This is a genomic window from Methanolobus sp. (genome assembly GCF_016278365.1).
GTDB lineage: Archaea > Halobacteriota > Methanosarcinia > Methanosarcinales > Methanosarcinaceae > Methanolobus.
Genome location: NZ_JADQBZ010000003.1, coordinates 180547 through 205521, shown reverse-complemented (window position 1 = coordinate 205521; position 24975 = coordinate 180547). Strand labels below are relative to the sequence as shown.

The 24975-nt window shown below is 45.1% G+C and carries 28 protein-coding genes; 7 read left to right on the top strand and 21 right to left on the bottom strand.

All coding sequences use genetic code 11. The features are described from left to right. Window positions 1-166: 166 nt before the first annotated feature. From QZZ22_RS03145 to QZZ22_RS03125, 5 genes are all read left to right on the top strand, one after another. Window positions 167-1942, top strand: coding sequence for a right-handed parallel beta-helix repeat-containing protein (locus QZZ22_RS03145; protein ID WP_292462610.1), 1776 nt, complete (start codon window positions 167-169; stop codon window positions 1940-1942). Window positions 1943-2437: 495 nt separating this feature from the next. Continuing rightward, window positions 2438-5005: a disaggregatase related repeat-containing protein gene (locus QZZ22_RS03140; RefSeq protein ID WP_292462608.1), complete on the top strand. Its 2568-nt coding sequence runs from the start codon at window positions 2438-2440 to the stop codon at window positions 5003-5005. Between the two features lie 105 nt (window positions 5006-5110). Then, window positions 5111-6640 (top strand): right-handed parallel beta-helix repeat-containing protein, encoded by a 1530-nt coding sequence (locus tag QZZ22_RS03135; RefSeq protein WP_292462605.1) that lies wholly within the window; start codon window positions 5111-5113, stop codon window positions 6638-6640. A 96-nt stretch (window positions 6641-6736) separates the two neighbouring features. Further along, the gene (locus QZZ22_RS03130) at window positions 6737-7318 is read left to right on the top strand and encodes a metal-dependent hydrolase (protein ID WP_292462603.1); all 582 of its coding nucleotides are present in this window, start codon (window positions 6737-6739) and stop codon (window positions 7316-7318) included. 243 nt (window positions 7319-7561) lie between these two features. Further along, a complete protein-coding gene (locus QZZ22_RS03125) occupies window positions 7562-7822 on the top strand; it encodes a hypothetical protein (RefSeq protein WP_292462600.1) in 261 nt (86 codons plus the stop codon). A gap of 77 nt (window positions 7823-7899) precedes the next feature. On the opposite strand, the gene QZZ22_RS03120 is transcribed toward QZZ22_RS03125, so the two are convergent. After that, window positions 7900-8712, bottom strand: coding sequence for a CPBP family intramembrane glutamic endopeptidase (locus tag QZZ22_RS03120; protein ID WP_292462597.1), 813 nt, complete (start codon window positions 8710-8712; stop codon window positions 7900-7902). Next, window positions 8702-9547: a DUF1616 domain-containing protein gene (locus QZZ22_RS03115; protein ID WP_342765070.1), complete on the bottom strand. Its 846-nt coding sequence runs from the start codon at window positions 9545-9547 to the stop codon at window positions 8702-8704. Before QZZ22_RS03115 ends, QZZ22_RS03120 begins: the two co-directional genes overlap by 11 nt. 335 nt (window positions 9548-9882) lie before the next feature. Between QZZ22_RS03115 and mmp11 the strand changes: the two genes are divergently transcribed. Together mmp11 and QZZ22_RS03105 are read left to right on the top strand one after the other, a co-directional pair. After that, window positions 9883-10809 carry a methanogenesis marker protein 11 gene (gene mmp11, locus QZZ22_RS03110; protein ID WP_292462592.1) on the top strand — a complete coding sequence of 309 codons (927 nt, stop codon included), beginning with the start codon at window positions 9883-9885 and terminating at the stop codon, window positions 10807-10809. Further along, window positions 10802-12337, top strand: coding sequence for a thiamine pyrophosphate-dependent enzyme (locus QZZ22_RS03105; RefSeq protein ID WP_292462590.1), 1536 nt, complete (start codon window positions 10802-10804; stop codon window positions 12335-12337). The genes mmp11 and QZZ22_RS03105 overlap by 8 nt, the downstream gene beginning before the upstream one ends. A gap of 68 nt (window positions 12338-12405) precedes the next feature. Here the strand turns inward: QZZ22_RS03105 and QZZ22_RS03100 are convergent, their stop codons facing one another. From QZZ22_RS03100 to QZZ22_RS03010, 19 genes are all read right to left on the bottom strand, one after another. Continuing rightward, complete coding sequence (locus QZZ22_RS03100) at window positions 12406-13383, bottom strand: methanogenesis marker 12 protein (protein WP_292462589.1); 978 nt, start codon at window positions 13381-13383, stop codon at window positions 12406-12408. Between the two features lie 16 nt (window positions 13384-13399). Beyond that, a complete protein-coding gene (locus QZZ22_RS03095; protein ID WP_292462587.1) occupies window positions 13400-13747 on the bottom strand; it encodes a DUF2103 domain-containing protein in 348 nt (115 codons plus the stop codon). 75 nt (window positions 13748-13822) lie between these two features. Beyond that, window positions 13823-14260 (bottom strand): ACT domain-containing protein, encoded by a 438-nt coding sequence (locus QZZ22_RS03090; RefSeq protein ID WP_292462585.1) that lies wholly within the window; start codon window positions 14258-14260, stop codon window positions 13823-13825. A 41-nt stretch (window positions 14261-14301) separates the two neighbouring features. After that, window positions 14302-15606 carry a phenylacetate--CoA ligase gene (locus QZZ22_RS03085; protein WP_292462583.1) on the bottom strand — a complete coding sequence of 435 codons (1305 nt, stop codon included), beginning with the start codon at window positions 15604-15606 and terminating at the stop codon, window positions 14302-14304. Between the two features lie 18 nt (window positions 15607-15624). After that, window positions 15625-16617 carry a DHH family phosphoesterase gene (locus QZZ22_RS03080; RefSeq protein ID WP_292462581.1) on the bottom strand — a complete coding sequence of 331 codons (993 nt, stop codon included), beginning with the start codon at window positions 16615-16617 and terminating at the stop codon, window positions 15625-15627. A 58-nt stretch (window positions 16618-16675) separates the two neighbouring features. Then, window positions 16676-17029, bottom strand: coding sequence for a prefoldin subunit beta (locus QZZ22_RS03075; RefSeq protein WP_292462579.1), 354 nt, complete (start codon window positions 17027-17029; stop codon window positions 16676-16678). 109 nt (window positions 17030-17138) lie between these two features. Next, entirely contained in the window at window positions 17139-17381 is a 243-nt protein-coding gene (locus QZZ22_RS03070; protein WP_292462739.1) for a KEOPS complex subunit Pcc1, read from the bottom strand. A 2-nt stretch (window positions 17382-17383) separates the two neighbouring features. Next, on the bottom strand, window positions 17384-17851 hold the full coding sequence (locus QZZ22_RS03065) for an rRNA maturation protein (RefSeq protein WP_292462578.1): 468 nt from the start codon (window positions 17849-17851) through the stop codon (window positions 17384-17386). A 6-nt stretch (window positions 17852-17857) separates the two neighbouring features. Then, a complete protein-coding gene (locus QZZ22_RS03060) occupies window positions 17858-17995 on the bottom strand; it encodes a DNA-directed RNA polymerase subunit P (RefSeq protein ID WP_015054636.1) in 138 nt (45 codons plus the stop codon). Window positions 17996-18002: 7 nt separating this feature from the next. Next, window positions 18003-18290, bottom strand: a complete 288-nt coding sequence (locus QZZ22_RS03055; RefSeq protein ID WP_292462575.1) for a 50S ribosomal protein L37ae — start codon at window positions 18288-18290, stop codon at window positions 18003-18005. 48 nt (window positions 18291-18338) lie between these two features. After that, a complete protein-coding gene (rrp42, locus tag QZZ22_RS03050) occupies window positions 18339-19106 on the bottom strand; it encodes an exosome complex protein Rrp42 (protein ID WP_292462737.1) in 768 nt (255 codons plus the stop codon). Window positions 19107-19110: 4 nt separating this feature from the next. After that, on the bottom strand, window positions 19111-20151 hold the full coding sequence (gene rrp41 / locus QZZ22_RS03045) for an exosome complex exonuclease Rrp41 (protein ID WP_292462573.1): 1041 nt from the start codon (window positions 20149-20151) through the stop codon (window positions 19111-19113). Window positions 20152-20209: 58 nt separating this feature from the next. Continuing rightward, window positions 20210-21001 (bottom strand): exosome complex RNA-binding protein Rrp4, encoded by a 792-nt coding sequence (gene rrp4 / locus QZZ22_RS03040; protein WP_292462572.1) that lies wholly within the window; start codon window positions 20999-21001, stop codon window positions 20210-20212. A 9-nt stretch (window positions 21002-21010) separates the two neighbouring features. Beyond that, window positions 21011-21703: a ribosome assembly factor SBDS gene (locus QZZ22_RS03035; protein WP_292462570.1), complete on the bottom strand. Its 693-nt coding sequence runs from the start codon at window positions 21701-21703 to the stop codon at window positions 21011-21013. Between the two features lie 37 nt (window positions 21704-21740). Continuing rightward, complete coding sequence (gene psmA / locus QZZ22_RS03030; RefSeq protein WP_292462568.1) at window positions 21741-22541, bottom strand: archaeal proteasome endopeptidase complex subunit alpha; 801 nt, start codon at window positions 22539-22541, stop codon at window positions 21741-21743. 70 nt (window positions 22542-22611) lie between these two features. After that, window positions 22612-22986: an Rpp14/Pop5 family protein gene (locus QZZ22_RS03025; protein ID WP_292462565.1), complete on the bottom strand. Its 375-nt coding sequence runs from the start codon at window positions 22984-22986 to the stop codon at window positions 22612-22614. After that, complete coding sequence (locus QZZ22_RS03020) at window positions 22986-23723, bottom strand: RNase P subunit p30 family protein (protein ID WP_292462562.1); 738 nt, start codon at window positions 23721-23723, stop codon at window positions 22986-22988. The genes QZZ22_RS03025 and QZZ22_RS03020 overlap by 1 nt, the downstream gene beginning before the upstream one ends. Then, window positions 23716-24168 carry an RNA-binding protein gene (locus tag QZZ22_RS03015; RefSeq protein ID WP_292462560.1) on the bottom strand — a complete coding sequence of 151 codons (453 nt, stop codon included), beginning with the start codon at window positions 24166-24168 and terminating at the stop codon, window positions 23716-23718. Before QZZ22_RS03015 ends, QZZ22_RS03020 begins: the two co-directional genes overlap by 8 nt. Continuing rightward, entirely contained in the window at window positions 24165-24755 is a 591-nt protein-coding gene (locus tag QZZ22_RS03010; protein WP_292462558.1) for a 50S ribosomal protein L15e, read from the bottom strand. The genes QZZ22_RS03015 and QZZ22_RS03010 overlap by 4 nt, the downstream gene beginning before the upstream one ends. Between the last annotated feature and the right edge of the window lie 220 nt (window positions 24756-24975).

Below are 24975 nucleotides of genomic sequence, written 5' to 3'. Positions count from 1 at the left end.
CGAAATAACGGACACCCTCCCCAGGTGTCATACGTGTTTTTCTTCAAAGGACAAGTTTGACCCATAGACTTGTTTTTGACAGCTTGACCCAGATAACCGAAAAACGGCTATTACATATAGTGAGAGGCCTAAAATGGTTTATAGAAGAAAAATCCCCAGCTTTTTAATGATATGTCTGCTCCTTGGCTTAAGTCTGGGAACAGCAATTGCTTCAGCGGCCGACACCACCGCCGGTGAAGAGAATAACAACACAGTAAGCGTTTCCAAAGACAACACCATTTCATCAGTACCGGTCATTTATGTAGCCATAGATGGCAGTGGCGACTACAATTGCGATGGAATAGCTGACCAGGTTGAAATTAATGAAGCATTACAATATGCAAAAAACAATAATTTCGACACAGTATACATTAAATCAGGAACTTATACTATAGACGATAGTATTAGAGTCCCGGATGGTATGACACTGACAGGCGATTCGGATGCGACTGTGGAACTGGTCAAAGGATGGCGTGTTACCCGTTCTGATATGTTGACACCGATGATCACAGGAGCAACTACAGCCAGTTCAGACATTACGATAAGCGGATTCACGATAAACGGCAACAGATATGATCAGAACGCCATCATAGCCATGAAAGAAGTCGATTCCTTCCCCGCAATCCAATTCTTCAGTTCTGAGCGCATTACGGTAAAGGACATGGTAATTCGGGATATAGCAGGAGACGGTGTCAAGATCCATGGTGGAAAAGGACACCACAAGATCCTGAATAATACGATCCATGATACCGGTCATGATGACATTTTCCTAAAATCCGAGAATCATGTTACCATCGATGGTAATACACTATCCCGCGTCGCTGCTGACTGTGGTATAAGGCTTGATAATTGCGCAAACACGATGGTTACAAACAACTCCATCCAGACAGACAAAAATGCGCTTTACGGATGCTCCGGCATATACCTGCTTAAGCATGCCAATCAGCTCGAGTCATACAACATCACAATCGCATATAATACAATATACGACACACGCGAGATGGGCATTGTACTGGCCATAGCCAAAGATGCTAATAATCTGCCAACTACATATGCAAGAGACGTACATATATACAACAATACCATTCATGGTGCAGGTACAAATTACAGGACCGGATATCCCTATGGTGGAGGAATATGGCTTGACGGATGGAGCAATGTCATCATCGAAAATAATGTGATAGATGGAAGTATGGGAGATGGAATAGCATATGGGCAGAGATTCGCCAATACTCAAAGTGCTACCTATACAACAATTGTGAGGAATAACATCATCACAAACACTGTTGATTCACCTGTCCTGAACAATGACGGTTTTGGCATCAACAACCGCCTTGGCAGTAACTATAAGTTCGTCCTGGAAAACAACGTTATCTGGAACAATATAAATGGGAACTACAATAATGTTCAATCATCTGATACTGACATTAACGAAGACCCACTCTTCGTAGATCCCTCAAACCATGATTTCCGCTTAATGAGTTCGATGACAAATCCACTCACTGAAGACGGAAATCCGGCATCAGATTCCATTAATGGATCTGAACCAAACGGTGACAGCATTAACGTTGACCAATACAGTAACGCTACTGAAGCATCCAAAAGTGCTTCGGATAAACCATCTTTAGTGGACGATAACCGAGCTCCAATAATCACTATCTTCGAGCCTGTAGAAGCTGCAGTATTAGAAGAGGGAAGCACTGTCAATATCAGCGTGGGAGCGGTCGATGCTGAAGGCGACGAACTCAGCTACTCTATTACAATAGATGGCACAGAGGTAAGCACTTCCACAAGCTACGAATGGTACCTTGACTATGCATCCGCAGGGTCACATGTCATTGAGGTTACTGTGAGCGACGGTGTGAACACTGTCACCAGTTCCCATAACGTTTCGGTAGCTTGATGTCACCCTAAATGAGAGCAACAAGTACATAGCCTTCTACAGCTCTGGCTTGAACAATCCTGATCAGAAACAACCCTGGCATGAATGCCGGGTTGTGCATATTATTTCAGTTGAATCGTCTTTTATATATCCTAATGTATTCCGCCCTGATCTCTCCATTTTCACGAAAGAAGGGAAACGCCCGTTCATCCATTTCTCTGCTGGACAAAGCCTTCCTGATTCAAATATCACCGGTTCAAGAAACATGCATAGTTACTGCTTGAACTTAATTATAACGTATCAATACATGATTGCATATCATATTTTTATAAGAAACTGACTTACTGAGAATATATTAATATGTTCTTGTCTCAAAAAGTCGATATTATGAACATAATATTCCCATATGTGCCATAAATATTAGACAGTATATACTACATTATATATATAATGAATTCTATAAGCAAATCCTGATGACTACAAAAAGTACTAAATAGTCATCTATAAGGTGGTTTTATGAATAAAAACGTACTAAAAAAAAACGTAATGATAGGGTTATGTCTGCTAATCTGTATTAGCATTCCTGCTGCCCAAGGTTCTTCTTCATCTGTGCCAAGTATAACTGTGGCCACAGATGGCAGTGGTAACTTCAACTGTGACGGGACAGCTGACCAAATTGAAATTAATAAGGCATTAGTATATGCAAAGAACAATAATTTCGGTGCAGTATACCTGAAATCAGGAACTTACACTATAGACGATAGTATTAAGATTCCGGATGGTATGACACTGACAGGCGATTCGGATGCAACTGTGAAACTCATTGCGAACTGGGACGTTACACGTTCTGATATGTTCACACCAATGATCACAGGAGCAACTATAGCCAGTTCAGAAATTACAATTAGTGGATTCACATTAGACGGTAACAAGTACAATCAAGATGTAATAACAGCAATGAAGGAAGTAGATTCCTTCCCGGCGATCCAGTTCTATAATTCGGAATATATCACCATCAAAGATATGATGATCAGGAATATAGCTGGAGACGGTATCAGACTCAACGGTGGAAAAAGCCACCATCAGATCCTGAACAACACGATCCATGATACCGGTCATGATGATATTTTCATAAAATATGGGAATTATGATGTCATCGATGGTAACACACTTACCCGTGTTGCGCACGATTGTGGGATCAGGCTTGATGATGCTACAAACACGATGGTTACAAACAATACCATGTGGACAGATAAAAATGCGCTTTACGGATGCTCCGGCATATACCTGCTTAAGCATAACCTTCCAACTCGTGATATGTACAATATAACAATTGCATATAATACAATATATGACACTCGCGAAATGGGTATTGTATTAGCAATAGGCGCAGGTGCTAACAATCTGCCAGCCACAAGTGCAAGAGACGTACATATACATCACAACACTATCCATGGTGCAGGTACCAATTACAGGACCGGATATCCCTATGGCGGAGGAATATGGCTTGACGGATGGAGCAATGTCATCATCGAAAATAATGTGGTTGACGGCAGTATGGGAGATGGAATAGCATATGGGCAGAGGTTCGCCAATACCCAAAGTGCTACCTATACAACAATTGTGAGGAATAACATTGTCACAAACACTGTTGATTCTCCTGTCCTGACCAATGATGGCTATGGTATTAACAACCGCCTTGGCAGTAACTATAAGTTCGTCCTGGAAAACAATCTTGTCTGGAACAATGTCAAAGGGAACTATGGGAATGTTGGTTCACATGGTACTGATATCAATGTAGACCCACTCTTCGCAGATCCCTCAAACCAGGATTACAGCCTGAAAAGTGCTGCAGGCCGGTGGACTGGCAATAGCTGGGTATTTGACACAGTAACTAGTCCAGCAATAGATGCGGGAAGTCCGAAGTCCGATTACAGTCAGGAACCTGCACCAAACGGTAACAGGATCAATATCGGACGATATGGCAATACCGCTGAAGCATCCCGGAGCCCTTCGGATGAGCCAATTATAGTTCCCGAGGATCGATTGGTATACGACAACAGACTACGAGAAGCTTCTCCAAATGCTAATCTTGGAGAAAGCAGTTTTGTTGACATCGGAAATCTTGGTGGTGTAGGCAGTTACAGGGATGTTATGTGGTTCGACCTGAGCGAATATAACGCAACTGATACGATTACCAATGCAACACTTTCCCTGGACTGGTACTATCCTTCAAACACAGCAAGAGGCAGTGATACGATAGTAGAGATATACAGGCCGGCCGACTGGAACCCGGCGTATGTAAGCTGGAATAACAAAGACGCAAATACTCCATGGGACAATCCGGGTGGAGACTGGTTCGACAAGAACGGTGTAGCTCAGGGCGATGAACCTTATGCATCAATAACCTTCAAAGCCGGTGATATGCCTGATAACAGACATTATGAGTTTGATATCACAGAACTTGTTCAGGACTATGTAAGTGGAGAATACGAAAATACCGGCTTTTTCCTGAAAGCACGGGATGAGAACAATAATTACATAGCCTTCTACAGCTCTGACTGGGATGGCCAGGACCAGAGGCCACAACTGAACATTGACAGCACAGTGTCTGACAACACAGAACCTGCCAGCCGTGCACCAATAATCACTCTCTTCGAGCCTGTAGATGCTGCAGTATTCGAAGAGGGAAGCACTGTCAATATCAACGTGGAAGCTGTCGACGCTGAAGGTGACGAACTCAGCTACTCTATTACAATAGATGGTACAGAGGTAAGCACTTCCACAAGCTATGAATGGTACCTTGACTATGCATCCGCAGGGTCACATGTCATTGAGGTCACTGTGAGCGACAGTGTGAACACTGTTACCAGTTCCCACGCCGTTTCGGTAACCGACGTTCACCCGATATGGGATGTAAACGAGGACGGGGTTGTAGATATTCAGGACATCGATCTGATATGTCAGAATAGTGGTCCGGTATCCACAACATCTCTTCCACGATGGGACGTCAACCAGGACGGGATTGTGGACCTCCAGGATGTTTCTATTGTGGTAAACCACTTCGGCGAAATTGTAAACTAAGGCGCATATAGTGCGCCACTTTTTTTATTGTCTTTTTGTTAATATATATACTCCCCGAAGATAATATAATAAATGGTTTATATCTTCAAATTCTTATCTATTAACATGCCATACTCGATTGAACATATGTTCTTTGTACTTTGCATTAGTACGGCTGTAATTTATGCAGTCCTTATAGCCTTCCTTCGCACAGGATTTTCACAGAAGAATTATTTACATATTCTGCTGCTGCTGTTTGCAGGAGGTACCGGTGCACTGTTGTCAGATCATATGGCGGTGCACAACACCCTTACAGATACTTCTATGGAACAAACTGTTATTGTCTCCGCTTCAGCGCATTCTATATCTTCGTCTGTGCCAAGTATAACTGTGGCCACAGATGGCAGTGGTAACTTCAACTGTGACGGGACAGCTGACCAGGTTGAGATCAATGAAGCATTGCAATATGCAAAAAACAATAATTTCGACACAGTATACCTGAAATCAGGAACTTACACTATAGACGATAGTATTGAAATTCCGGATGATATGACACTGACAGGTGATCCGGATGCAGTTGTGGAATTGATTGAGGATTGGAGTGTTACACGTTCTGATGTGTTCAAATCAATGATTACAGGAACAACAGTGATTACTGGAAATTTCAATAAGGGTTCAAACATCACAATTAGCGGGTTTACATTAGATGGCAATAAACATAACCAAAATACAATATCCGAAATGAAAGCTATTGATTCCTTCCCCGCGATCCAGTTTTATTATTCAGAGTATATTACGGTCAGAGACATGGTAATCAAAGAAATACCCGGAGATGGCATTAGATTAAACAATGGGATAAGTCATCACAAGGTTTTAAATAACTTGATCTATGACACCGGTCACGATGACATTTTTATAAAGCATGGAAATTATGATGTTGTTGATGGCAACACACTCCCCCTTGTTGCGCATGATTGTGGGATCAGGCTTGATGATTCTACAAATATGATGGTCACAAACAACACTATATGGACAGATAGCACTGCACTTTATGGACTTTCTGGGATATACTTATTAAAACAGGACTCTGCTGCTGATGCATATAATATTACAATTGCGTATAATGCAATATATGACACTCGCGAAATGGGTATTGTATTAGCCACAGCCAGAGGTGCTAACAATCTGCCAGTCACAAGTGCAAGAGACGTACATATCCATAACAACATTATCTATGGGTCAGGTACAAATTATAGAACCGGGCATCCCTATGGTGGAGGTATCTGGTTAGATGGATGGAACAATACTATTATTGAGAATAATATAATTGATGCCAGTATGGGAGATGGAATAGCATATGCCCAGAGATTTCCCAATACCCAAGATGCTGCCTATACAACATTTGTAAGGAATAATATCATTATAAATACTGTCAATTCTCCTATCCAAAGCAATGATGGTTATGGAATCAATAACCGTTTTGGCGAAAATTATAATTTCATCCTGGAAAGCAACATTGTCTGGAACAATGAAAATGGGAACTACAATAATGTTGGATCACATGATACTGACGTTAATATAAACCCGTTATTCGCTGATCCCTTGACCTATATAGTCTACAAGATCTCTTTATGGCGGTGGCATCTGGCCAGGTGAGTGGATAATACATTCTCAATACTTTCATATTAATATATATTTCCCCAATGGATAATATAAAAAATGGTTTATAGCTTCAAGCACTTATCTATTAGCATGCCATACCCGATTGCACATACTATGTTCTTTGTACTTTGCATCAGTGCGGTTATGATTTATGCAGTCCTTGGAGCTTTTTCCCGCAAAGAACTTTCGCGTAAGAATTACATGCATATCCTATTGCTGCTGTTTGTAGGAGGCAGCGGTGCGCTGTTGCCAGATATCATGGCTGCATACGGTATCTTAACAGGCGGTTCTATGCAACATTGTACCATTGGCCCCGTTTCGACACATTCCCTGCTGTTCAGTTCTTCTGCAATCCTGTTTGGAATATTTGTTGGATATGTGGCGTACAGGAATTTTAGCAAGGCAGCATACATGGGATTATTTGCAGGATCTGCATTCATTTCGCACCTATTGCTGGATGATCTCGCAAGATATGAAATAGACTATTTTTATCCATTCTACCGGCCGGTCAGTATATTCTCATATCTGGATTCGGAAGTCGCCAGGACCTATTTTCTTTATTACGAGCTGGCATCCTATGCATTTGTCTTGTCTATCTTTTTTGTAATAATGATAGCATTGTTTGCATTGAGCCATCTTGGTTTTGAGTTCAGGTACAAGTCAGACAAGTAATAATGTCTGCACTTTTATAGAAAGTAGTGAACTATATCTGCGAAGAAAGTAGCTGCATTCAAAAACCGGTTTTTATGCATCCTTATATTAATCTTACCTAAAAACCTAACCTATTTTCAATTGCTTCTTCAAGCGATGAGCATGAAAGAGATTTGTTGGATTTTTATGATTTATATTATAATCAAGATGTATTAGTCAGCAATGGCTTAATAGGATGAACACGTAAATACGAACGGGGAGGTCATGCTTACAAGTATAGTAGCATCAACTACTACGACAAGTAGTATATCTACAGGAGTTCTGTTAATAACTACACCTGTTGGTCTTCCGGAATATGGGGTTTTGGCTGTTATTGTACTTATTGTGCTATTATCTGTAAGAGAAGTACTATCAGTATCTCCAAAATGGAGCAAGTCACTTGATTGCACCCTTAAAATGGCCATTATGCCACTAGTTATAGTTTTTGTTGCGATTGTTGTTTTTAAACTATCACACCTTAGATAATCCTGTCCTACTTTCCTGACAAATATCGAATCTTGTCAGTATACTTGTACAATTAAAATAACCAATACCAATACACCTCAAACATAAAAATATGGGAGAAGGGGAATAATACCAAATAGGAAGATATTGACAAATCCATGCGTCAGGCTGACCAGAGATAGACTCCCGGTCTTTTGGAACATATAGCCCAGAATAATTCCCACACAGACTACATACAGAACCTCATAAAAGGTACCATACCCTGAGTGCATAAACCCAAATACAATACTTACTATGACCAATCCTTTGAGTTTTCCGAAGGAAAGCTCCATACGGCTCTGTAACAGGAACCGGAAAATAAGTTCTTCCACAAACCCTACAACAAATATCATTATCAAAGATAACCTTAACAGGCTGATGAAGGAAGTATCCGGTATAAGGCTTTCAGGCCTTATTATCTGGAACTCTCCCCATGCAATCATAGCCCCCACAATGCCAGACAGGAGCAGGTAACCAGGAAGCTTTTTTAAGGGCACTCTAATGTCGGAGAGATTCACACCCTGATGTCTGAGAACCAGGTATGCAGGCAGCAGCATTGGTATGTATATGGAAATGAACATGTCAAGCGTTATCTCTGAAAATACAGGCATGGATAGGTTCAGAAGCCTTAATATCGGGAGCAGTAAAAGTACCTGTAAGGACCTGGAAACATGTGATTCCGGAATACGCATAATAGTGGCTATCAGCAGAAGTAATGTCAGAATATGGAATATAATTCCTGCCTGCACATGTCCGGAATAGATAAGCATTTCAGCCGCTATCACTATCATAAGAGGAAGGATTATAATCCGGTTGTCGCCAACAGATAAAACAGATCGAAGCTGATGTTCTAGATTTCCTTCAGATGGCACCCTCTACCTCCGTGACAGTGATCCATAGGCGCAGATCTCCATATGGATCTGTCATATTGTCCTCTTTATAAAGCAGGTACTGTAATTTCATGTCATTGCCTGTATCATCAGGTACGAGTGATAATGGCCGTTCCCATGTTTCGTTAGGATTAAGAGAGATATGCTGAAAAGTGCCGGGGATATCCTCTGGCTTATCGTCAAGGTATACCTGAAGAGAATAGTTCGTCACTGTAGATTCGTGATTAACAATACCAATTATGACATCAACACTTTCCCCGGCTTCCAGTTTCGTATTATAATCCTCTGCCATACCCTCGGATCCGAGTATGTAAAATTCAGTGAAGTTCTCTCCCTGCGTGGGAGTAATCACCACATAGGCAAGAGTCAGCACCAATATCAAAATCAATGATGCCAAAATAACATTCAGCATTCTGTCAAACCGGGTATCCTGTACTGTGAGCATTTCATGCTTAAACGATGTATACATTTGTCTGAAAGGAACTGTAAAGGCGTTCCCTCCCAAGGCCCTCCTTCTATGGATGGCAATCAGTACCATTGCCAGTGTAAAGACAGTAAGTGATACAAGTACAGGTAGCAGTTTTATTCCCCAGGGAGTATAGTTCAACAACAACCCGATAAGAGGAACCACAGCAATGCTCAGGCCAAAACTGAGTGCAATACGCTCTATGCCATCCAGATCACCCTTCCCTGGAAACAGGGCTGCTACAAGTGCATAACCCGGAATGAAAAGCACCATTGGAATGGCAAGTATCATGCGGATCGGACTATCGATCAGAGGGGGTACAATTATGGAAAAACCTGTGAGTAGTGCCAAGATTGTAATAACTTTTAGGTCTGCTTGAAAAGTCATCTGTTCTATTATTGAAATACACAGTGATAAGCATTCAGGCTACAACCCAGTGAACAATCAAAAAGATTGAGTAAAAATCATTAGAACAATAAATTAGTGTCATCAATATAAAAAAAGAATCTTTTTGAAGCAATACAGAAAACGATGTTCGGCTAATCAAACGCTGCTACATAGAACTCTTATGAAGTGTCAATCTTTGTTGCATTGGAGTAAGAAATTACTTTTTGGCACAGACTGTCGACCAGCCTCCGGGCAACCAACAAAAGATTTAAAGTACAGTCCGGCAATTAAGCAGTCAGATGAAAGAGATAGAACTTAAAGATCCATACACCATTCCCTATAAAGGAATATATGCCGTATGCGATAAAAACAATGAATATGCGGAGATCATTGAGCATACTAACTGCTACGGTGGTGCCGCCTGGTCGAAGTTCCATTATTCACATTCACCCCTTATCCTGAAGACAAGATCTATCGGGAACATGATCCGGTACCTTGTGAGGACAGGCACATCAAATCTTGAGCTCAGACCGTCCCGGTTTGCGGCAGGCATCGAGTCAGTACTTGTTAACGGCGGCGAAGTATCTATAACATATGCAGGACTTGGCGGCGGCGGGGTCGGTGCGACCAAGTGCAGGGCCCTTGCCGAGGGAGTTCTGCGCTACGAGTGCACCGAATCCGGCGGAGGACGTGCGGCAAAGGGTACCATTGTGGTTCCCAGAAGAGAGAGGGTCCTCATCGGTATTGATGACACTGACACCAAGGAAAAGGGAGCCACGTGGACCCTGACCCATAATATCGCAAAAGAATTGGATTGTCTGGAATCTATATACCTATCACATTCCCTTGTGCAACTCTTCCCGGTGGCTGCCAGGACACAGAACTGTGTCTCCACAGTACTGGAATTCGCCTGCGTCAATGAAGTTGCAAAGGAGGAACTGCTGCAGAGCATCAGAGCAGCACTCATCAAATACAGCGTCTCGAAAGATACAGGCATGGTTGTGCTTTCAGACTTCGATGCTACAGGGGTTCAGGAGTATAGTATGAAATGTCGCTCTGGCGAGCTTAACAGGGGATACGCTCTTCAGTATGCAAAGGAACATGATGTTGAGGTCTGGATAGACGGCAACGGCATTATCGGTGCGCTGGCTGCACTTTCATGGTTTGCGCGGCCTGATGAGTCCGTACGCCCTGATGCAAAGCTTGAACAGATAGAACATGAATGATAATATTCATACTACGGGACTTGATGCACTGTATCTTGCATCAGTTGACAGCAGTGTAAAACGAATTACTGCAGTTGCCGGCTTTCCGATTACGGCAGTCGCCGGGAAGTTCATCCGGGAAAAAAGCAAGGGAGCATATGAGTTCCACTGGTTCACCAGCGAGAAATCTGCGATGGAAACTGCGTTGGGAGCATCGGTCTCTGGTTGCAGGTCACTCGTGCTTGTCAAGCACGTCGGGATGAATCTCCTGGCAGACCCCCTGATAACCTCGGTCACGCATACAATCGGTGCCGGCGTGGTCATCCTTGCCGGTGATGACCCTGCAGCCATAGGGTCCCAGAATGAGCAGGACTCCAGATGGTATGGAAAAATAGCCGAGGTTGCAGTCTTTGACCCCTCCGGCCCGGAAAGCGCTTATAAATGCCTCATCCGGGCCTTTGAGATATCAGAGGAAACAAGCACACCTGTAATAGTCAGGGTCACGGACAGGCTTGAGAAAAGTGAAGGCAGTATCCGGAGAATAGCCCGCTCTTGCGACACTCAATTGAAGCTCTTTGACCCGTCCATGTGGAAACTCACAATGCACGGTAAACACCAGCGATTCCACCAGAAGTCCTATCCACTCCTAAACAGGGAGGCGGAAAATAGTTCCCTGAGCCGAGTATCTATAAGGGGGTCTATAGGAATCATATCTTCCGGCATACCATCTGCGATCGTAGATGAACTCCTGTCTGAAAACACTAGGTGGGCGGAGGTTTCCCATCTTGCACTTGGCATAGTGTCGCCTTTTCCCTACATGCTGGTGGCAAATTTTGTGAAAAAGCACGAGAGCCTCCTTGTTGCGGAGGAGAGCGAGCCCTTTATAGAATCCCATATCAGAATACTTGGTAATATCTCCGGAAAAGAAACAGGCCATCTTCCGTACGGGCTCCTGGACCGGGAAAATATTGGGTTTGCCCTGGCGAATCTTGATAGGCCACATGTAACTGAATACACATCCATCCAGACAATAGCAGAAAGGGGATCAAAGCCGATATGCAGCGATTGTCCCTACATGCCCCTTTACCGGACACTACGCAGGCTTGATGTTATGATCGCAGGGGATATGGGATGCTCCATACGCACGGCACCCGAGCCTCTTGGAGCTGTTGACACCGGATTCTCACTGGGAGGAGCTATCTCCACAGCCTGCGGTTTTCCTGAAAAGGGAATTGCGGTCATAGGTGATTTTGGGCTCGCTCACTCGGGTATTGTGGGACTCATAAATGCAGTGGATCATGGTTCAGATGTGCTTATCATTGTGCTGCAGAACGATATCGCAGCTATGACAGGTGGGCAGCCAACACCGGATATTAAGGAAGCGGTCCGTGCGCTGGTTCCGGATATGGCAGTATTCGATATTGATGCAGGTGTCTGTAGCATAAAGGAAACAGCAGTTGAAAAGGAACTGGAACGGATGATTGCAGGCAAACTGCAGGCCAGAGGTGTTTCCGTGATCTACGTTAAATGTAAGTGCTTGAGATTCTGAGCTTTAATGTCAGGAGAAGTGTTAAGGTTTGAAGTTGCAAATATCCAATAGGCATAACGTGGAGTTGTTCATAAATTTACAGGTATGCCCAGTATGTTGTCAGAGCCGGCAGCAATGTCGCGCGCTATCTCAGCACATCCGATAGCAGCGCTCCACCTGTCAAGCACATGGCATTTTGTTCCCAGGTGATCGTTAATCTTTTCAACTACACGGGGAACCTCTCCAACAGAGCCTTCCAGGACTACTTTGCCAACCACACCATAGTCTTTCAACAGGATCTGCATACAGGATATTTCCATGGCTGCGAAAAGAGCTATGGTATCCAGTGCCAGGAGTGCTTCAGGGTCACCGCTAAGAGCTGCTTTTAACAGTTCATGCCTGTCTGAGAAGGGAGTATGCCTGAGCACGCCTGCTTTAGTGAAAGCCTCATTGGCACTGATCTTGCCGGCGTCCACATCTCTTAGCGCCTGCACATCAAGAGGGCCGTGGATGAGTCCCGGAGCGAAGATACATGCATCTATAGCCCCGATTACCTTCCCACTTGCAACTCCAAGAGTGACGGTGTTGGAGCTTATGTCCGATAGTACAAAATCGTCAAAACCCATGCAGAAAGCATGATATGCTATACCTATCTTCTCAGGACTTGTGGAGTGGGAGAAAACATTAAGGCGGGGATCAGTACGGCTTTTATCATGTATCCCAGGTATGACGACAGCAGGAATGCCCGAATTCTGTATGGCATCGAACACACGGCTGCCTCCTCCGGTCCTCTTACCGGCACCTTCAATGCTTCTCACTCCACGGTTCTGCACATGGTGAATGTTCTCAATGGAAGTTATGCTGTCCCCCATGGAATAAGTAACTGCCATCATTTCAATTTCACTGCCTGTCACACCGAAACTTTCCTCCATCAGGGATATCACCTGTTCCTCACTCATCTCAGCAATGTCCTGTCTTGGGACTTCCAGCTTGATCACTTCAGCATTTTCCGTGCCGTTCGATGCAAAACGCATCGCAGTTGTACCATGGTCTATTCCGATAAACATGCTACCAGCCTGAAACTCATTCGTCTTTAAGCATTGCGTTCAGTTCTCCCATTATCCGCTCACCTTCCAGCAAGTTGCCCACGGTGGTGACGATGCGCAACTCCTGAAAGGATGTACCACAGGAGATGAGCATTCTCAGATTCCCCCGTTCATCAGGACGCTGAACCTTGCCGGTAATGACTCCGCCTGAAGGTGCTTTGCCCTTTACAGTTATCACTGAAGGGATTATTTTCTTGATCTCAGGGTGACGGCTTATCAAAGCCACAAGTTTCTTTCCCTGACGTTCTCCAATGATCGTTGTGTGAGAACCGCCGAGTTTACTTTTCGGTTTGTCTACTGGACCCACAGGTATACCGGCATTCATTTGAAGGGAATAACAGTAAGAAATATAAAATATTGGTGGTCGCTAACTGTAAAAATGCATAGATATCACCGCAGATCAGATCTGCTGGATATCTGCCATATCTATCAGTTTGATGCCAGCTCCCTGCAGGACAAGGATCGCTCCTTCAATATCATTTACTCTCAGGATCAGCAATGCCTTTTCGGTCTTTGTGACAAACGCATATGCATAGTCGATATTGATGTTCCTTTCACCCAGCACGTCAGCTATCTTTCCAAGGCCCCCGGGAACATCTTCCATCTCGATTCCCAGGACATTGGTCTCAGATACCGTGAAACCTGCATTATGCAGCACTTCATGAGCGTCGTCTGGCCTGTCAACAACCATTCTGATAATGCCGAAGTCTCCTGCTTCTGCTATTGTGAACGCCCTTATGTTAATCCCGGACTTGCGGAAGTTACTGGCGATATTGGCAAGACGACCCGGTTTGTTCTCAGCGAACATGGAAATTTGCTTTATGATCTTATCTTCCATTGAACCATCTCTTACAAATCAAGATTATGTCGTAACAGACATTATAAGTTCCTGTTGTCGATAACTCTCTTAGCTTTACCCATAGAGCGTGGAAGGCTGCCTTTCTCAACAAGCTCCACTTTTACAGCGATATTGAGCACATGCTTCAGAGAGGATGACACTTTGGATTCAAGCGCCATAATATCATTGACCTTGTCACTGAAAGCCTCATCGGTCATTTCAATCTGGACTTTCATGACATCAAGTTCGTTGATCCTGTCCACCACGATCATGAAGTGCTCCCCTACCTGCGGGATTTTCATAAGGACAGATTCTATCTGCCCTGGGAAGACATTAATTCCTCTGATGATCAGCATGTCGTCAACGCGGCCCAGTACGCGCATTATCCGCGGATGGGTCCTTCCACACTTGCACTCTCCCCGGTTGATGACGGTAATGTCGCCTATCCTGTACCTGATAAGCGGCAGAGCTTCCTTGGCAAGTGTTGTAATGACAAGTTCTCCACGCTCGCCGTCAGATAACTGCTCGCCTGTCACAGGGTCTATGACCTCGATAAGGAACTGGTCCGCCCATATGTGTATGCCGTCCTGGTACATGCATTCGGTGAAGAGAGGACCGCTGAGCTCCGAGGTGCCATAGATATCATAGGCTTTGATACCTGTAAATTCCTCGATCCTCCTCCTCATCTCCTCGGTCCATGGCTCCGCGCCGAAGATACCGACCCGCAGTTGCGTCTCCCCCTTTATGCTGATACCTGTTGTGTTGGCTACCTCGTTCATGAACAGAAAATAAGATGGAGTGCAGGCTATGACTGTTGAACCCAGGTCCTGCATCAGTTCTATCTGCCTTTCAGTGTTGCCTGAACTTACAGGAAGCACAGTTGCACCTACCTCCTCGGCACCATAGTGGGCTCCGAGACCGCCTGTGAACAGGCCATATCCATAACCTACCTGTACGATATCGCCTCTTCCAACACCAATGGAAGTCATTGCCCTTGCAAGAGATGTGGTCCATACATCAATGTCGTTCTGGGTATAACCGACGACTGTAGGTTTTCCTGTTGTCCCGGAGGATACATGGAAGCGTACAAGCTGCTCGTTGGGCACACAGAACATACCTGTAGGGTAAGTGTCCCGCAGGTCCCTCTTGTATGTAAAGGGCAGCTTTTGCAGATCTTCAAGGGATTTTATGTCCCCCGGCTTTACACCCGCTTCATCAAAACGCTTTTTGTAAAAGTCAGAATGCCGGTAAACATAGTTTACCAGATCGATTAACTTTTTCTCCTGTATCTTTTCCAGCTCGGAAACAGGCATTCTTTCTATCCATGGGTTCCAGTACTCTTTCATTCTATCGCCATTTCATTTTTATTCATGGTCTTCCTGCAGGACAGCAGGACATATGGAAGGATTCGGCTTACCTTTCAGTACTTTTCGTATCCTGCTCTTGCATTCTTCAACAATGACATCCATGTCCGCCACAACATCTATCCCGGCTGCACCGGCATGGCCGCCGCCTGTCCCGGTATAATTAACACTTATATCTTCCATGATCTTACCAAGGTTGACACCGGCACTCACTGCCTCACGCTTGGCTCTTCCACTGACCCTTACACTATTGTCTCTTGATGTGCCTATAAGGGCAATGTCAGCCCCGATATTAAGGAACATGGAGGAAGCTGCCCCTCCGAAAGAGTTCACATGTGAATTGACTATGAGCCAGTCATCCACACGCTCCATGGTGGTCCTTGTGGTGCATTTTAGCATAGCTATGCGCATGGATATGTCCTGTGGGGTCGTGGCCATCATCTCAAGGACTTCTGCATATTCCACTCCGCTTGTAGCTACTATCTCAGACACCGTTTTGAAAGTTTCTGATGTCGCATGTTTGAAATGGCCCGTGTCAGTAATAATGCCAGTCATCAGGCCCAGGGCGGTTCTACGCATGATGGGCGCTCCCATTATCTTAAGGATTCCAAAAACCATCTCTGCAGTGGATGTTGCATGGCGGTGCAGGTAAAAATCGGCATTCTCGATGAGTGCAGTAGTAGCATGATGATCAATAACGCAGTACTTCCCTAATTTTATGTCATTCAGCTGGGAAATTGTGGACGTATCCACCACAAGTGTGATATCATATTCTGCCGGGTCGGGCTTTTCAACTACCTTTATTTTCAGTCTGTCAATCAAAAGGGAAGCAACTCTGTTGCAGCCATCTACAAGCCCTATGGTCCCGCCTATTGCCTCTGCGAGAGCAAAAGCACTGCTAACTGCATCTGGATCGGCATTACGATGACATAAATATAGGATATTATGGTAATCCAGAAGCCTGTTGTAAAACTCCAGTTCTTCAACTTGCATGAACACCTCTGATCATCAATATAAGATTGATCCGGGTTACGCCAGTAAGGAATAGGGCTTATTGTGCCTGGTTCCCCATGGCCTGCTCAAGTTGTTCCTGAAGTTGCGTAAAACGCTTAGAGATACGTTCCTCCTGCCGGGAAATAGACTGAAGCCTCAGGGAGAGAGTTTCAACTTTATCTTTAAGTTTGACAAGTGTGTCTTCCTTGTTAGTTCTTATCTGGAGTTCCCCGACGGTTCTGTAAATAACAGCATCTTCCGAGAGTTTCTCAAGCTCTTCAAGCGCCATTTGAGATTCGTTCTGCAAGGATTCCATCTGCGCTTTCTGCATTGCAAGAGACTGTGCCTGCTGCTGAACTTGCTGTAACTGCGCCAGCTGGTTCTGTATCTGTGGGGGTATTTGCGTACTCATTTGGTTTCACCTGGCATACCAATAAACCTAAAGTGATTTTAATGTTTCTATACAGATGCCTTTGAAAAACAGGCACACTAATTCGTTTTTTAATGAGGATGAGGTCTTGTTAATATGAAGCTGCTTCCTTTAATGAAGACACTTCGTAAGCCACCTGTATCAGGCGCAGCCAGGTATTCAGTGATGAGCGCATAGAAACAATGTCATCTGCCTTTATGGTAAGATACAGAAAGGACCCCTCTGCCTTTAACTCTATACGGGACCTCTCTGTGACCGGAGTTTCAAGCTCAGGTTTCAAAGACCTGTAAATATTACAAGCATTGGTTGTTTCAAGTGCTGACCTGGCAACCAGTCTCAGGGAGAATCACCCTCGTATATCCGGTAGCTCCTGATTTTCAGGGTGAAAAGTATGATATCACTTTCGATGAAATCCATCTTATCCTCTGAAACAACAACCGCCAGAGAACCGGAGGACACCTCTGCATTTTCCAGCAGCAACATGCCCGATAAAGCTGATGCAAGGCTACCTTCTCCGACTACAACAGGTATTGAATCACGAGAGCGGGTATATGGGCTGGAAGATGGTATGAGAGTTATGTGGGCTGAAAGTGCACAAAATCCTTCCGGATCATATATGCTCACATTGCCAGGATTCCCATGATACTCTCCTATTATGAGAAGCGGAGAGCCATGAGAATTGTCAAGGACCTCACTCATGCTCATCTTGCCACGGTTAAAATAATCGCTGCCAAAAAAAGACGCCAGAAGCTTACATAAAGTACGCGTACTGGCGGAAGGTTTGCGAGAAGAAGTGATTAACATCTACTTCTACTCTGCTTTGATGCGCTTGATAGTTGTCGGTCGCTCTTTTACAAGTATCCTGTGCCCGCAGTATGGACAGCGGATGCCTGTGTACTCGTAGTCGATCTCAACATTTCGTTTGCAGCGCGTGCATTTGTAATCCATGTTAACCTTAAGCTAACTGTTCAGTGGCTTTCCTGACAAGGCGTGAAACTGTTTTACCAACACTGGTCTGTGGGATATAGGTACCACCGGCAAATGTATAGTCACATTTCGCGCATTTCCATATGCCTGTGCCAACCCTGCTTACAGTCGGACGTGCACACTTCGCACATACATGAGGCATACGCATCTTTTCTTCAATGTCTGCAACCAGTTTACGATCTTTCCTACCGTATCGTACACCAAACCTGCCTGCGGATCTGGTCACTCTCCCTTTCTTGGTATATTTTTTTGCCATGAGTCTAATCTCCTTGAGTTAAATATGAATTCAGTTGAAGTGTGAATATTAGATATTTGACAGATGAACTTTTCGCAACTCGGCTGCCTTTTCACATGCCATTTCGACAGCCTTGAGTGCCTGTTCCTCTGTTAACGCACCATCACCGCTTTTTTGCATTCCGGATATTGAACCATCCTGGTTTGAGACGATAGTGATCTTTGTGTCACAGACAGTTTCCTCATCCCGTCCGGGATCAACCATCAGGGAGCCACCTATGTTCACCACTGTGATTGCCAGGGGTGTATCCCTCATAGGCATCGCCATGTCTTCTCCTTTCCCATTACGCTCAGCAGGGATCGTCGTAGTCATGAGAGCCGCAATTGCACCGATAGATGAAGCGTCCTGGATATTGCCAGCATCATTGAGAACATGAATATCAATAAAGATAATCCATACCTCTTCTCCCTTCGTAATACATAACTTACTTAAATCAATTGCGCCTGATTCCCGAATACCTCTGTCTGTCACACGAGCCATCTCAATGGCGCCCTCTTTTGGAGGACCTGCCTCAAATTCAGGAGAAGCAAGCGGATTCAGCTCCAGACTGGTTATAATAACTCCCTCTCCGGCAGAGTCAGGGTATGGCGCGCCAGCCTGTACTTTTACACCAACAAGAACCTCGGTTTCACCGTACTTCACCCAGGCAGAGCCTTCCGCCTTATCTATAACTCTTGTCTCCAGTGTGATATCCCTAACCTGATCGAATGCACGGCCATCGACGCGCTTTCCCTTAAGCATCAGGTTGTAGATATAGTCCTTTTTCAACACAGACATTACTTCATTGCTCACGAGTCTCACTTCCTTCGGTGGCTACTTTTTCATCTTCATTTCCCGCTTCCTCATCTATGAGGTCAACAGGCTCTTCCTCCACTTCCAGAATCTCCTCATCAGCGTCTGCTTCTTCCAGGTCTTCTACAGAGTACTCATCCTCTGCGTCTTCTATTTCTGCATCCTCTGAACCTGCTTCTGCATCGCTTTTAGTGATTTCCTCTGCGGAGGCCTCAGCTTCTACTTCGGTTTCCCTCTCTTCCTCGACCACATCTTCAAGAGTGACCGCTATATCGATGGATTCTACCATCTCGTCAGGGACCTCGATTGCCAGCTGGTCATCTGCAAACTTACTCCTGAGAGCTTCCTTCTGTATCTCCATTATCTGCCTGCAGCCTTCCTTGCACATCTCCAGGGCTTTTTTGAATTCTTCCTGTGTCAGGTTCCCGTCCATCTGTAGCAGGGTTATCTCACCGTCCTGTGTCATTGCTACAGGAAGGTCTGCATCTCCGTAATTGTCTTCTGCCTTGTTCAGGTCAAGTACCAGCTGGCCGTCTACTTTACCGACAGCACATGAGGAAACAAGACTTTTCATGGGAATGCCTGCATCAGCAAGAGCTATGGAGGCAGCATTAATAGCAGCAGTCCTCGTGCCCGCATCTGCCTGAAGCACCTCTGCAAAAACATCAATTACCGCACCAGGATATAAATGTGTCATTACTACGGGCTCGAAAGCCTCGCGGCTCACCTTTGAAATTTCGATGCTCCTTCTGTTGGGACCCGGACGTATACGGTCCTCAACCGAGAAAGCTGCCATATTATACCTATATCTGATAAGGGCGGAGTCAGCTTTTTGAAGCCTCCTGGGATGAAGTTCCCGTGGGCCATAAACTGCCACCAGGATTTTATTATTGCCCCATTCAAGATAACAGGAGCCATCAGCTCTCGAGATCACGCCGATCTTGATTTTCATTTGCCTTATCTCATTGATCTGCCTGCCATCGAGGCGTAAACCATTCTCATCAATGAACTTTTCAGGTTTATCACTCATACTAATTCTCCAATATTCACGCTATAGGCCGGTCACATTTTACAGAAGACTGCCCGGATCATTCATCCGTTTCTTCAAGAAGCGCATCTACTTTCCTGTAGGTATCCTCGGAGATCTCGCTTGGATCCTCTTTCGCCTCATCCGAAGAATCCGCCGCGACAGTGTCGTTATCTGCAGAAACTATGCCATTTTCATTTTCTTTTTCATTCTTCAGGAATTGGTATATCCTGTCGGTCAGTCCGCTCATGTGAGACTGTTGCATGATCAGTCGGATTGCATCACCGAGAAGGTCCATATCCCTGTCCTTTCCGTTGATCCATACCCTTCCGTTCTGGCCTACGAAGATCTCACAATTAGTTTCCTTCTTAAGCATGGAAACCATCGATCCCCCATGCCCTATTACCCTCGGGACCTTTACAGGGACAACATCGATCAGACGCCCCACTTTGAGTGGACGCAATCCTCTCTCCCGCATTGATAATTCTACTTTCATGGCAGGACTCACGTCCTGTATACGCAACAATGCGGAATCGCCGACATCCATTATCGCAGCCATCTGGGAAGAGTCCACACGTCGGGGGTATTCCGAAGCATGCAACAGGCCATCATACGGCGAACCTATGTTGAATATCCAGTTCGAAGGTGTTACATCAATTACAGTGCCAATGACAAAATCTTTAGCTGCAGGTATGTACTTCCCGGAAAAAGGAATCACGGATATCCTGTTTTTGGCATTTTTTACACCATAAAGAAGAGAATATACCTTCTCATCCCGTACATAAGTGCCGGACCCTGCATCAGCCTTATTCTCTGACAAAAGCTGGCCAGGTATTACAATTTCACGTTCCATTATATATCCTCATACAATTTTTGTTTCGGCGTCCCCTTTTGTCAGGTGGTTTACCAGTCCGTAGAAATCATTCTGCATCCCTGCCGGCATCCTTATGACAGCAACCCAGGAGCCATCACCCTGCCATTCATTCTTCACAAGAATCCCAAATTTGGATATTTCCCCATAGGATTTTGCAGCGTATTCTCCGGGGACCTTCACTGCAATATTAATCTCTTCGAACCGTATGGGTATTATCGGACGAATCGCTTTCATCACAATGTTGACCTGTTCCTCAACGCTCTTGTAAAGATCGATATGGACCTTTGCTTCTTCCATAGCCCTCTCTATCCTGTTGGGGGGATGAGGTGTCATCGTCTGGGGATTAATTGCATTCTGCGCAATGATAGTGATGATCTGCCTGGTCTTCTCTTCAAGTATGTGCTTTCTCTGTTCCTTGGTAAGCTGAAGTTCGCCATGCAGGATTATATGCTTGGCTACTTCCATTACATCTGTAGTGCCAAAAGCACTCTCAAGATCGGATTCGGATATATGGTCCCCTTGATTAGCATCAGAGAAAACAGATTCAACAGCGACTATATCTTCCATATTGATCTTTTCGCCCCTTTTAAATGCAAATGCTGTGTCAGGATCTACAAACACCTCGAACTGGTGCTTGCCTTTCTTGAGCCTTGCTATTACAGATTCATCAAGAGATACCATATTAGTTCACTCCGGTCACTTTTTAGAATTTGTCAGATCACTCGGTTGACCCTTCTCCCTGGTCTCCGGTCTTCTCGCTTTCTTCCTTGGAATCATCCTTGGAGTCGTCCTTCAGTTCATCACGGATTCTCTGTACGTATGTTCCAACCTCTTCCTCGGAAAGCTTCCGGAACTGCCTGTCCTTGAGTGTGACAAGGCCGACTTCAAGCGTTGCAGCATCTACTTTCCCTTCAGTGGACTTGTAAAGTGCCTTCATTCCAAGCATAACAGCTGCATCCATATCCATGTCGTCTCTGTAGTCCGCTTCAAAGATCTCCATGAAGGTATTTCGACCAGCACCTATGGCGGTTGCTTTATACTCAAGCAAAGCTCCACTCGGGTCTGTTTCAAACAGGCGGGGCCTGGAATCGTCGACACCTGCAATAAGGAGCGCTGTACCGTAAGGGCGTACACCGCCATATTGGGTATAAGACTGCTTGTGGTCACATATCTTCTTAGAGAGTACTTCCACGCCTATTGGTTCATCGTAGGATACACGGTTTATCTGGGACTCGACCCTTGCCCTGTCCACCAGTGCACGGGCATCTGCAACCAGGCCTGATGTAGCAGCACCAATATGATTATCAATCTGGAATATCTTCTCAATTGATTCTGCCTCTATAAGCCTGCTTGTGATCCTTTTGTCAACAAGCAACACTACCCCGTCGTTTGCTTTTACACCGGCTGCAGTCGTACCTCTCTTAACAGCCTCTCTGGCATACTCTACCTGGAAAAGGCGCCCATCCGGACTAAAAACAGTAATGGCACGGTCGTAACCCATCTGTGGTGTCATTTGCATATTAATCTCATCTCCTCTGTTAACATAAAATAGTATCAGTAACTTCTAGTTTCTACTTGAAATATGTATTCTACTCATTTATATGTGACTGTTCCTTCGGGTTAAATACATCCACACCCGCTAAATACTTTTTTGTTGCCCCCATAACAGTTCCCGATACTCCGAGAACATGGATGATGACTTTTGTGCCTTTCACTTCAGTAATGGATGCAAGTACAGCACGTACATTTCCTGTCCGGTCATGAGAACAGCGAACCACTCCTTTTGAGTCTTCATATGCAAGCAGCCTGAGGGCACACTCACTGGAACCGACGTCACCCAGAAGCGAGCCTGCAGATGAGAACAGTTCTCTGATCACATCTTCCCTTCTTACAGGATCCTGTGAAATTACCTCTATGGCCAGGTAGCGAGTCCTTGCACGCAGTGTTGGGGGTAGCAGTTTCATCAACAGTCCTCCTCATTCATGCTTCCGGCATCTGCATCCTTATAAACCAATTGTACACCCTCGTTTATATATCCCACAGGAGGACGATTCCTTATGACAATAGAATGTGGGATTGTTGTGAGTCCGGCCACTGCCTCTTCCGCAGACATTCCAAATAATGCGGCAAGTGAAGCTATTTCCCGGGGAGCGCGCAGATCGAACCATGATCGTGCATTGCTTGATAAATGGAAAGGAACATCATATTTCCTTACAAGCTGCAGATTCTTCCTGCAGTTGGTCAATGCCTGAACCCTGCTGCCTCCCCTCAGGTGAATGAGGTCGCCAAGGTCAAAGGAAATAGCTACGCGGTTCTCGCTGGCTGCCTTTGCAAGCACCTGGTTGAAACCGTTTTCCTGTGCAATATTGAAATTTACCAGCAGGTCCACTCCGGGATTTTCCACAGCAGCCCTGTTAATGCTCTCACTGCCTCCCGATACCACTACGATATCGACCCTGTCCCGGTACTTATTGACTATACCATGCAGCTTTGAAGCGTTGTCAGTCCTTATCTCAACCCCGCTGATAATCTCAAATCCGTCAAAGCTTGCAGATGGGACTATCTGTTTTGTATTATCGGGGTTTGTAATGGCTATGCCACTATATCCTAATCGCCTGGCTACTGCAATGATCTCTCCAATTGTATTGCCACTTTCCTGAGTGCAACGGACATTCAGGTCATAATATCCAGGATCAGCCAAACAACTCCTCCACGACCATGCCGGCTTTCTGCCGGTTCTTCGGGTAAGTCTCTATTTTGACCCTGACAGTTATAGCATCCGATGAAGATGTCAGTTTTACTTCTCCCTCAAAAGCTGCCTGTTTGTCAAGCCTGAGATGGAATACCTGATTATCATCCAGGCGATCCGGCATCTCGCTCTTCAGTAATGTGACATCATCAGGAGACATGTGCTGCCTGATAAAAACGGCCAACGCTTTCAGGTCCTGTTTGCGCGGGATATGCGCACTGAAGATTTTCATGCTATTACCATAGTGGCCTTCAGCATCAATTACTTCCACAATATCATCGGTATTGTGGTCTTCCCCTTCAGAAGAATGCAGTAAAAATAAATCCAGGGCCTTGCGGACCCTGGCAGGATCTTCAGTGGAATGCGCTATCGCACGCAAGTCAATATAATGGATCACTTGCCCCTGTTCTGGTGTGACCTTATACTTGGCCTGGTCTTCTCGGTACCATTGCCACGGGTCATCATGCCTCGGCCCTTGCGGCCTGCACTGGTCTTGCCGCGCGGGGCACGTCCCTTGTGGGTGTTGTTGCATATCCAGTTAAGGTTGCTGTCACTCTTGATAACCGGGTGATTTGGGTCTACCAGAATGACTTCGTACCACTTGAGCTTACCATCTTCGCCTACCCAGTAGGAGTTCAGTACTTCCATGTTCGGGAACTTCCTGCCTGCGCGCTCTTCAGCAATCCTCTGGATGCTCTTTCCGGCAGTGATCTTGTTCTTACCCATGTTATGGGTACGTCTTCCGCGCACATACCTGGATCTCCTGAGGCTTCCCCTGCGAACCTGTACACGGGCAACTACTATGCCCTGCTTCGCCTTGTAACCAAGGGCGCGTGCACGGTCGATACGGGTGGGGCGTCTCACCTTTGTGACAGAGCCCTCTTTCCTCCATTCCTGGAGCCTTTCCCATCTGAGCCCACTGACGTAAGTGGTGTCAGGGTCCTTCCATGCATCTCTTATATAGCTGTAAAATGATTTGGACAAATATATTCACCTTGTTTCATTTATTTGTTTCACGGTTCAGCTTCAAAAGCCACATTCCCACGGGACACATCCCGACAATGAAACAGGACTAGTACCCACTTGATGGGATATAAACTTTCTTCCTGGAAAATAAGCGGGAACGCTTCATGAAAGAAGAGAATAAGAAAAATATAAGAGCTGAAAGGGAAAAAAGATAATAGGGCATTCCGTATTTTTAATA

Excerpts from the sequence above, each read along its gene's own strand:
- QZZ22_RS03145 (WP_292462610.1), top strand. The coding sequence starts at position 167 with ATGATATGTCTGCTCCTTGGCTTAAGTCTGGGAACAGCAATTGCTTCA.
- QZZ22_RS03140 (WP_292462608.1), top strand. The coding sequence starts at position 2,438 with ATGAATAAAAACGTACTAAAAAAAAACGTAATGATAGGGTTATGTCTG.
- QZZ22_RS03135 (WP_292462605.1), top strand. The coding sequence starts at position 5,111 with ATGCCATACTCGATTGAACATATGTTCTTTGTACTTTGCATTAGTACG.
- QZZ22_RS03130 (WP_292462603.1), top strand. The coding sequence starts at position 6,737 with ATGCCATACCCGATTGCACATACTATGTTCTTTGTACTTTGCATCAGT.
- QZZ22_RS03125 (WP_292462600.1), top strand. The coding sequence starts at position 7,562 with ATGCTTACAAGTATAGTAGCATCAACTACTACGACAAGTAGTATATCT.
- mmp11 (WP_292462592.1), top strand. The coding sequence starts at position 9,883 with ATGAAAGAGATAGAACTTAAAGATCCATACACCATTCCCTATAAAGGA.
- QZZ22_RS03105 (WP_292462590.1), top strand. The coding sequence starts at position 10,802 with ATGAATGATAATATTCATACTACGGGACTTGATGCACTGTATCTTGCA.
- QZZ22_RS03100 (WP_292462589.1), bottom strand. The coding sequence starts at position 13,383 with ATGTTTATCGGAATAGACCATGGTACAACTGCGATGCGTTTTGCATCG.
- QZZ22_RS03095 (WP_292462587.1), bottom strand. The coding sequence starts at position 13,747 with ATGAATGCCGGTATACCTGTGGGTCCAGTAGACAAACCGAAAAGTAAA.
- QZZ22_RS03090 (WP_292462585.1), bottom strand. The coding sequence starts at position 14,260 with ATGGAAGATAAGATCATAAAGCAAATTTCCATGTTCGCTGAGAACAAA.
- QZZ22_RS03085 (WP_292462583.1), bottom strand. The coding sequence starts at position 15,606 with ATGAAAGAGTACTGGAACCCATGGATAGAAAGAATGCCTGTTTCCGAG.
- QZZ22_RS03080 (WP_292462581.1), bottom strand. The coding sequence starts at position 16,617 with ATGCAAGTTGAAGAACTGGAGTTTTACAACAGGCTTCTGGATTACCAT.
- QZZ22_RS03075 (WP_292462579.1), bottom strand. The coding sequence starts at position 17,029 with ATGAGTACGCAAATACCCCCACAGATACAGAACCAGCTGGCGCAGTTA.
- QZZ22_RS03065 (WP_292462578.1), bottom strand. The coding sequence starts at position 17,851 with ATGTTAATCACTTCTTCTCGCAAACCTTCCGCCAGTACGCGTACTTTA.
- QZZ22_RS03060 (WP_015054636.1), bottom strand. The coding sequence starts at position 17,995 with ATGGATTACAAATGCACGCGCTGCAAACGAAATGTTGAGATCGACTAC.
- QZZ22_RS03055 (WP_292462575.1), bottom strand. The coding sequence starts at position 18,290 with ATGGCAAAAAAATATACCAAGAAAGGGAGAGTGACCAGATCCGCAGGC.
- rrp42 (WP_292462737.1), bottom strand. The coding sequence starts at position 19,106 with ATGTCTGTGTTGAAAAAGGACTATATCTACAACCTGATGCTTAAGGGA.
- rrp41 (WP_292462573.1), bottom strand. The coding sequence starts at position 20,151 with ATGAGTGATAAACCTGAAAAGTTCATTGATGAGAATGGTTTACGCCTC.
- rrp4 (WP_292462572.1), bottom strand. The coding sequence starts at position 21,001 with ATGGAACGTGAAATTGTAATACCTGGCCAGCTTTTGTCAGAGAATAAG.
- QZZ22_RS03035 (WP_292462570.1), bottom strand. The coding sequence starts at position 21,703 with ATGGTATCTCTTGATGAATCTGTAATAGCAAGGCTCAAGAAAGGCAAG.
- psmA (WP_292462568.1), bottom strand. The coding sequence starts at position 22,541 with ATGCAAATGACACCACAGATGGGTTACGACCGTGCCATTACTGTTTTT.
- QZZ22_RS03025 (WP_292462565.1), bottom strand. The coding sequence starts at position 22,986 with ATGAAACTGCTACCCCCAACACTGCGTGCAAGGACTCGCTACCTGGCC.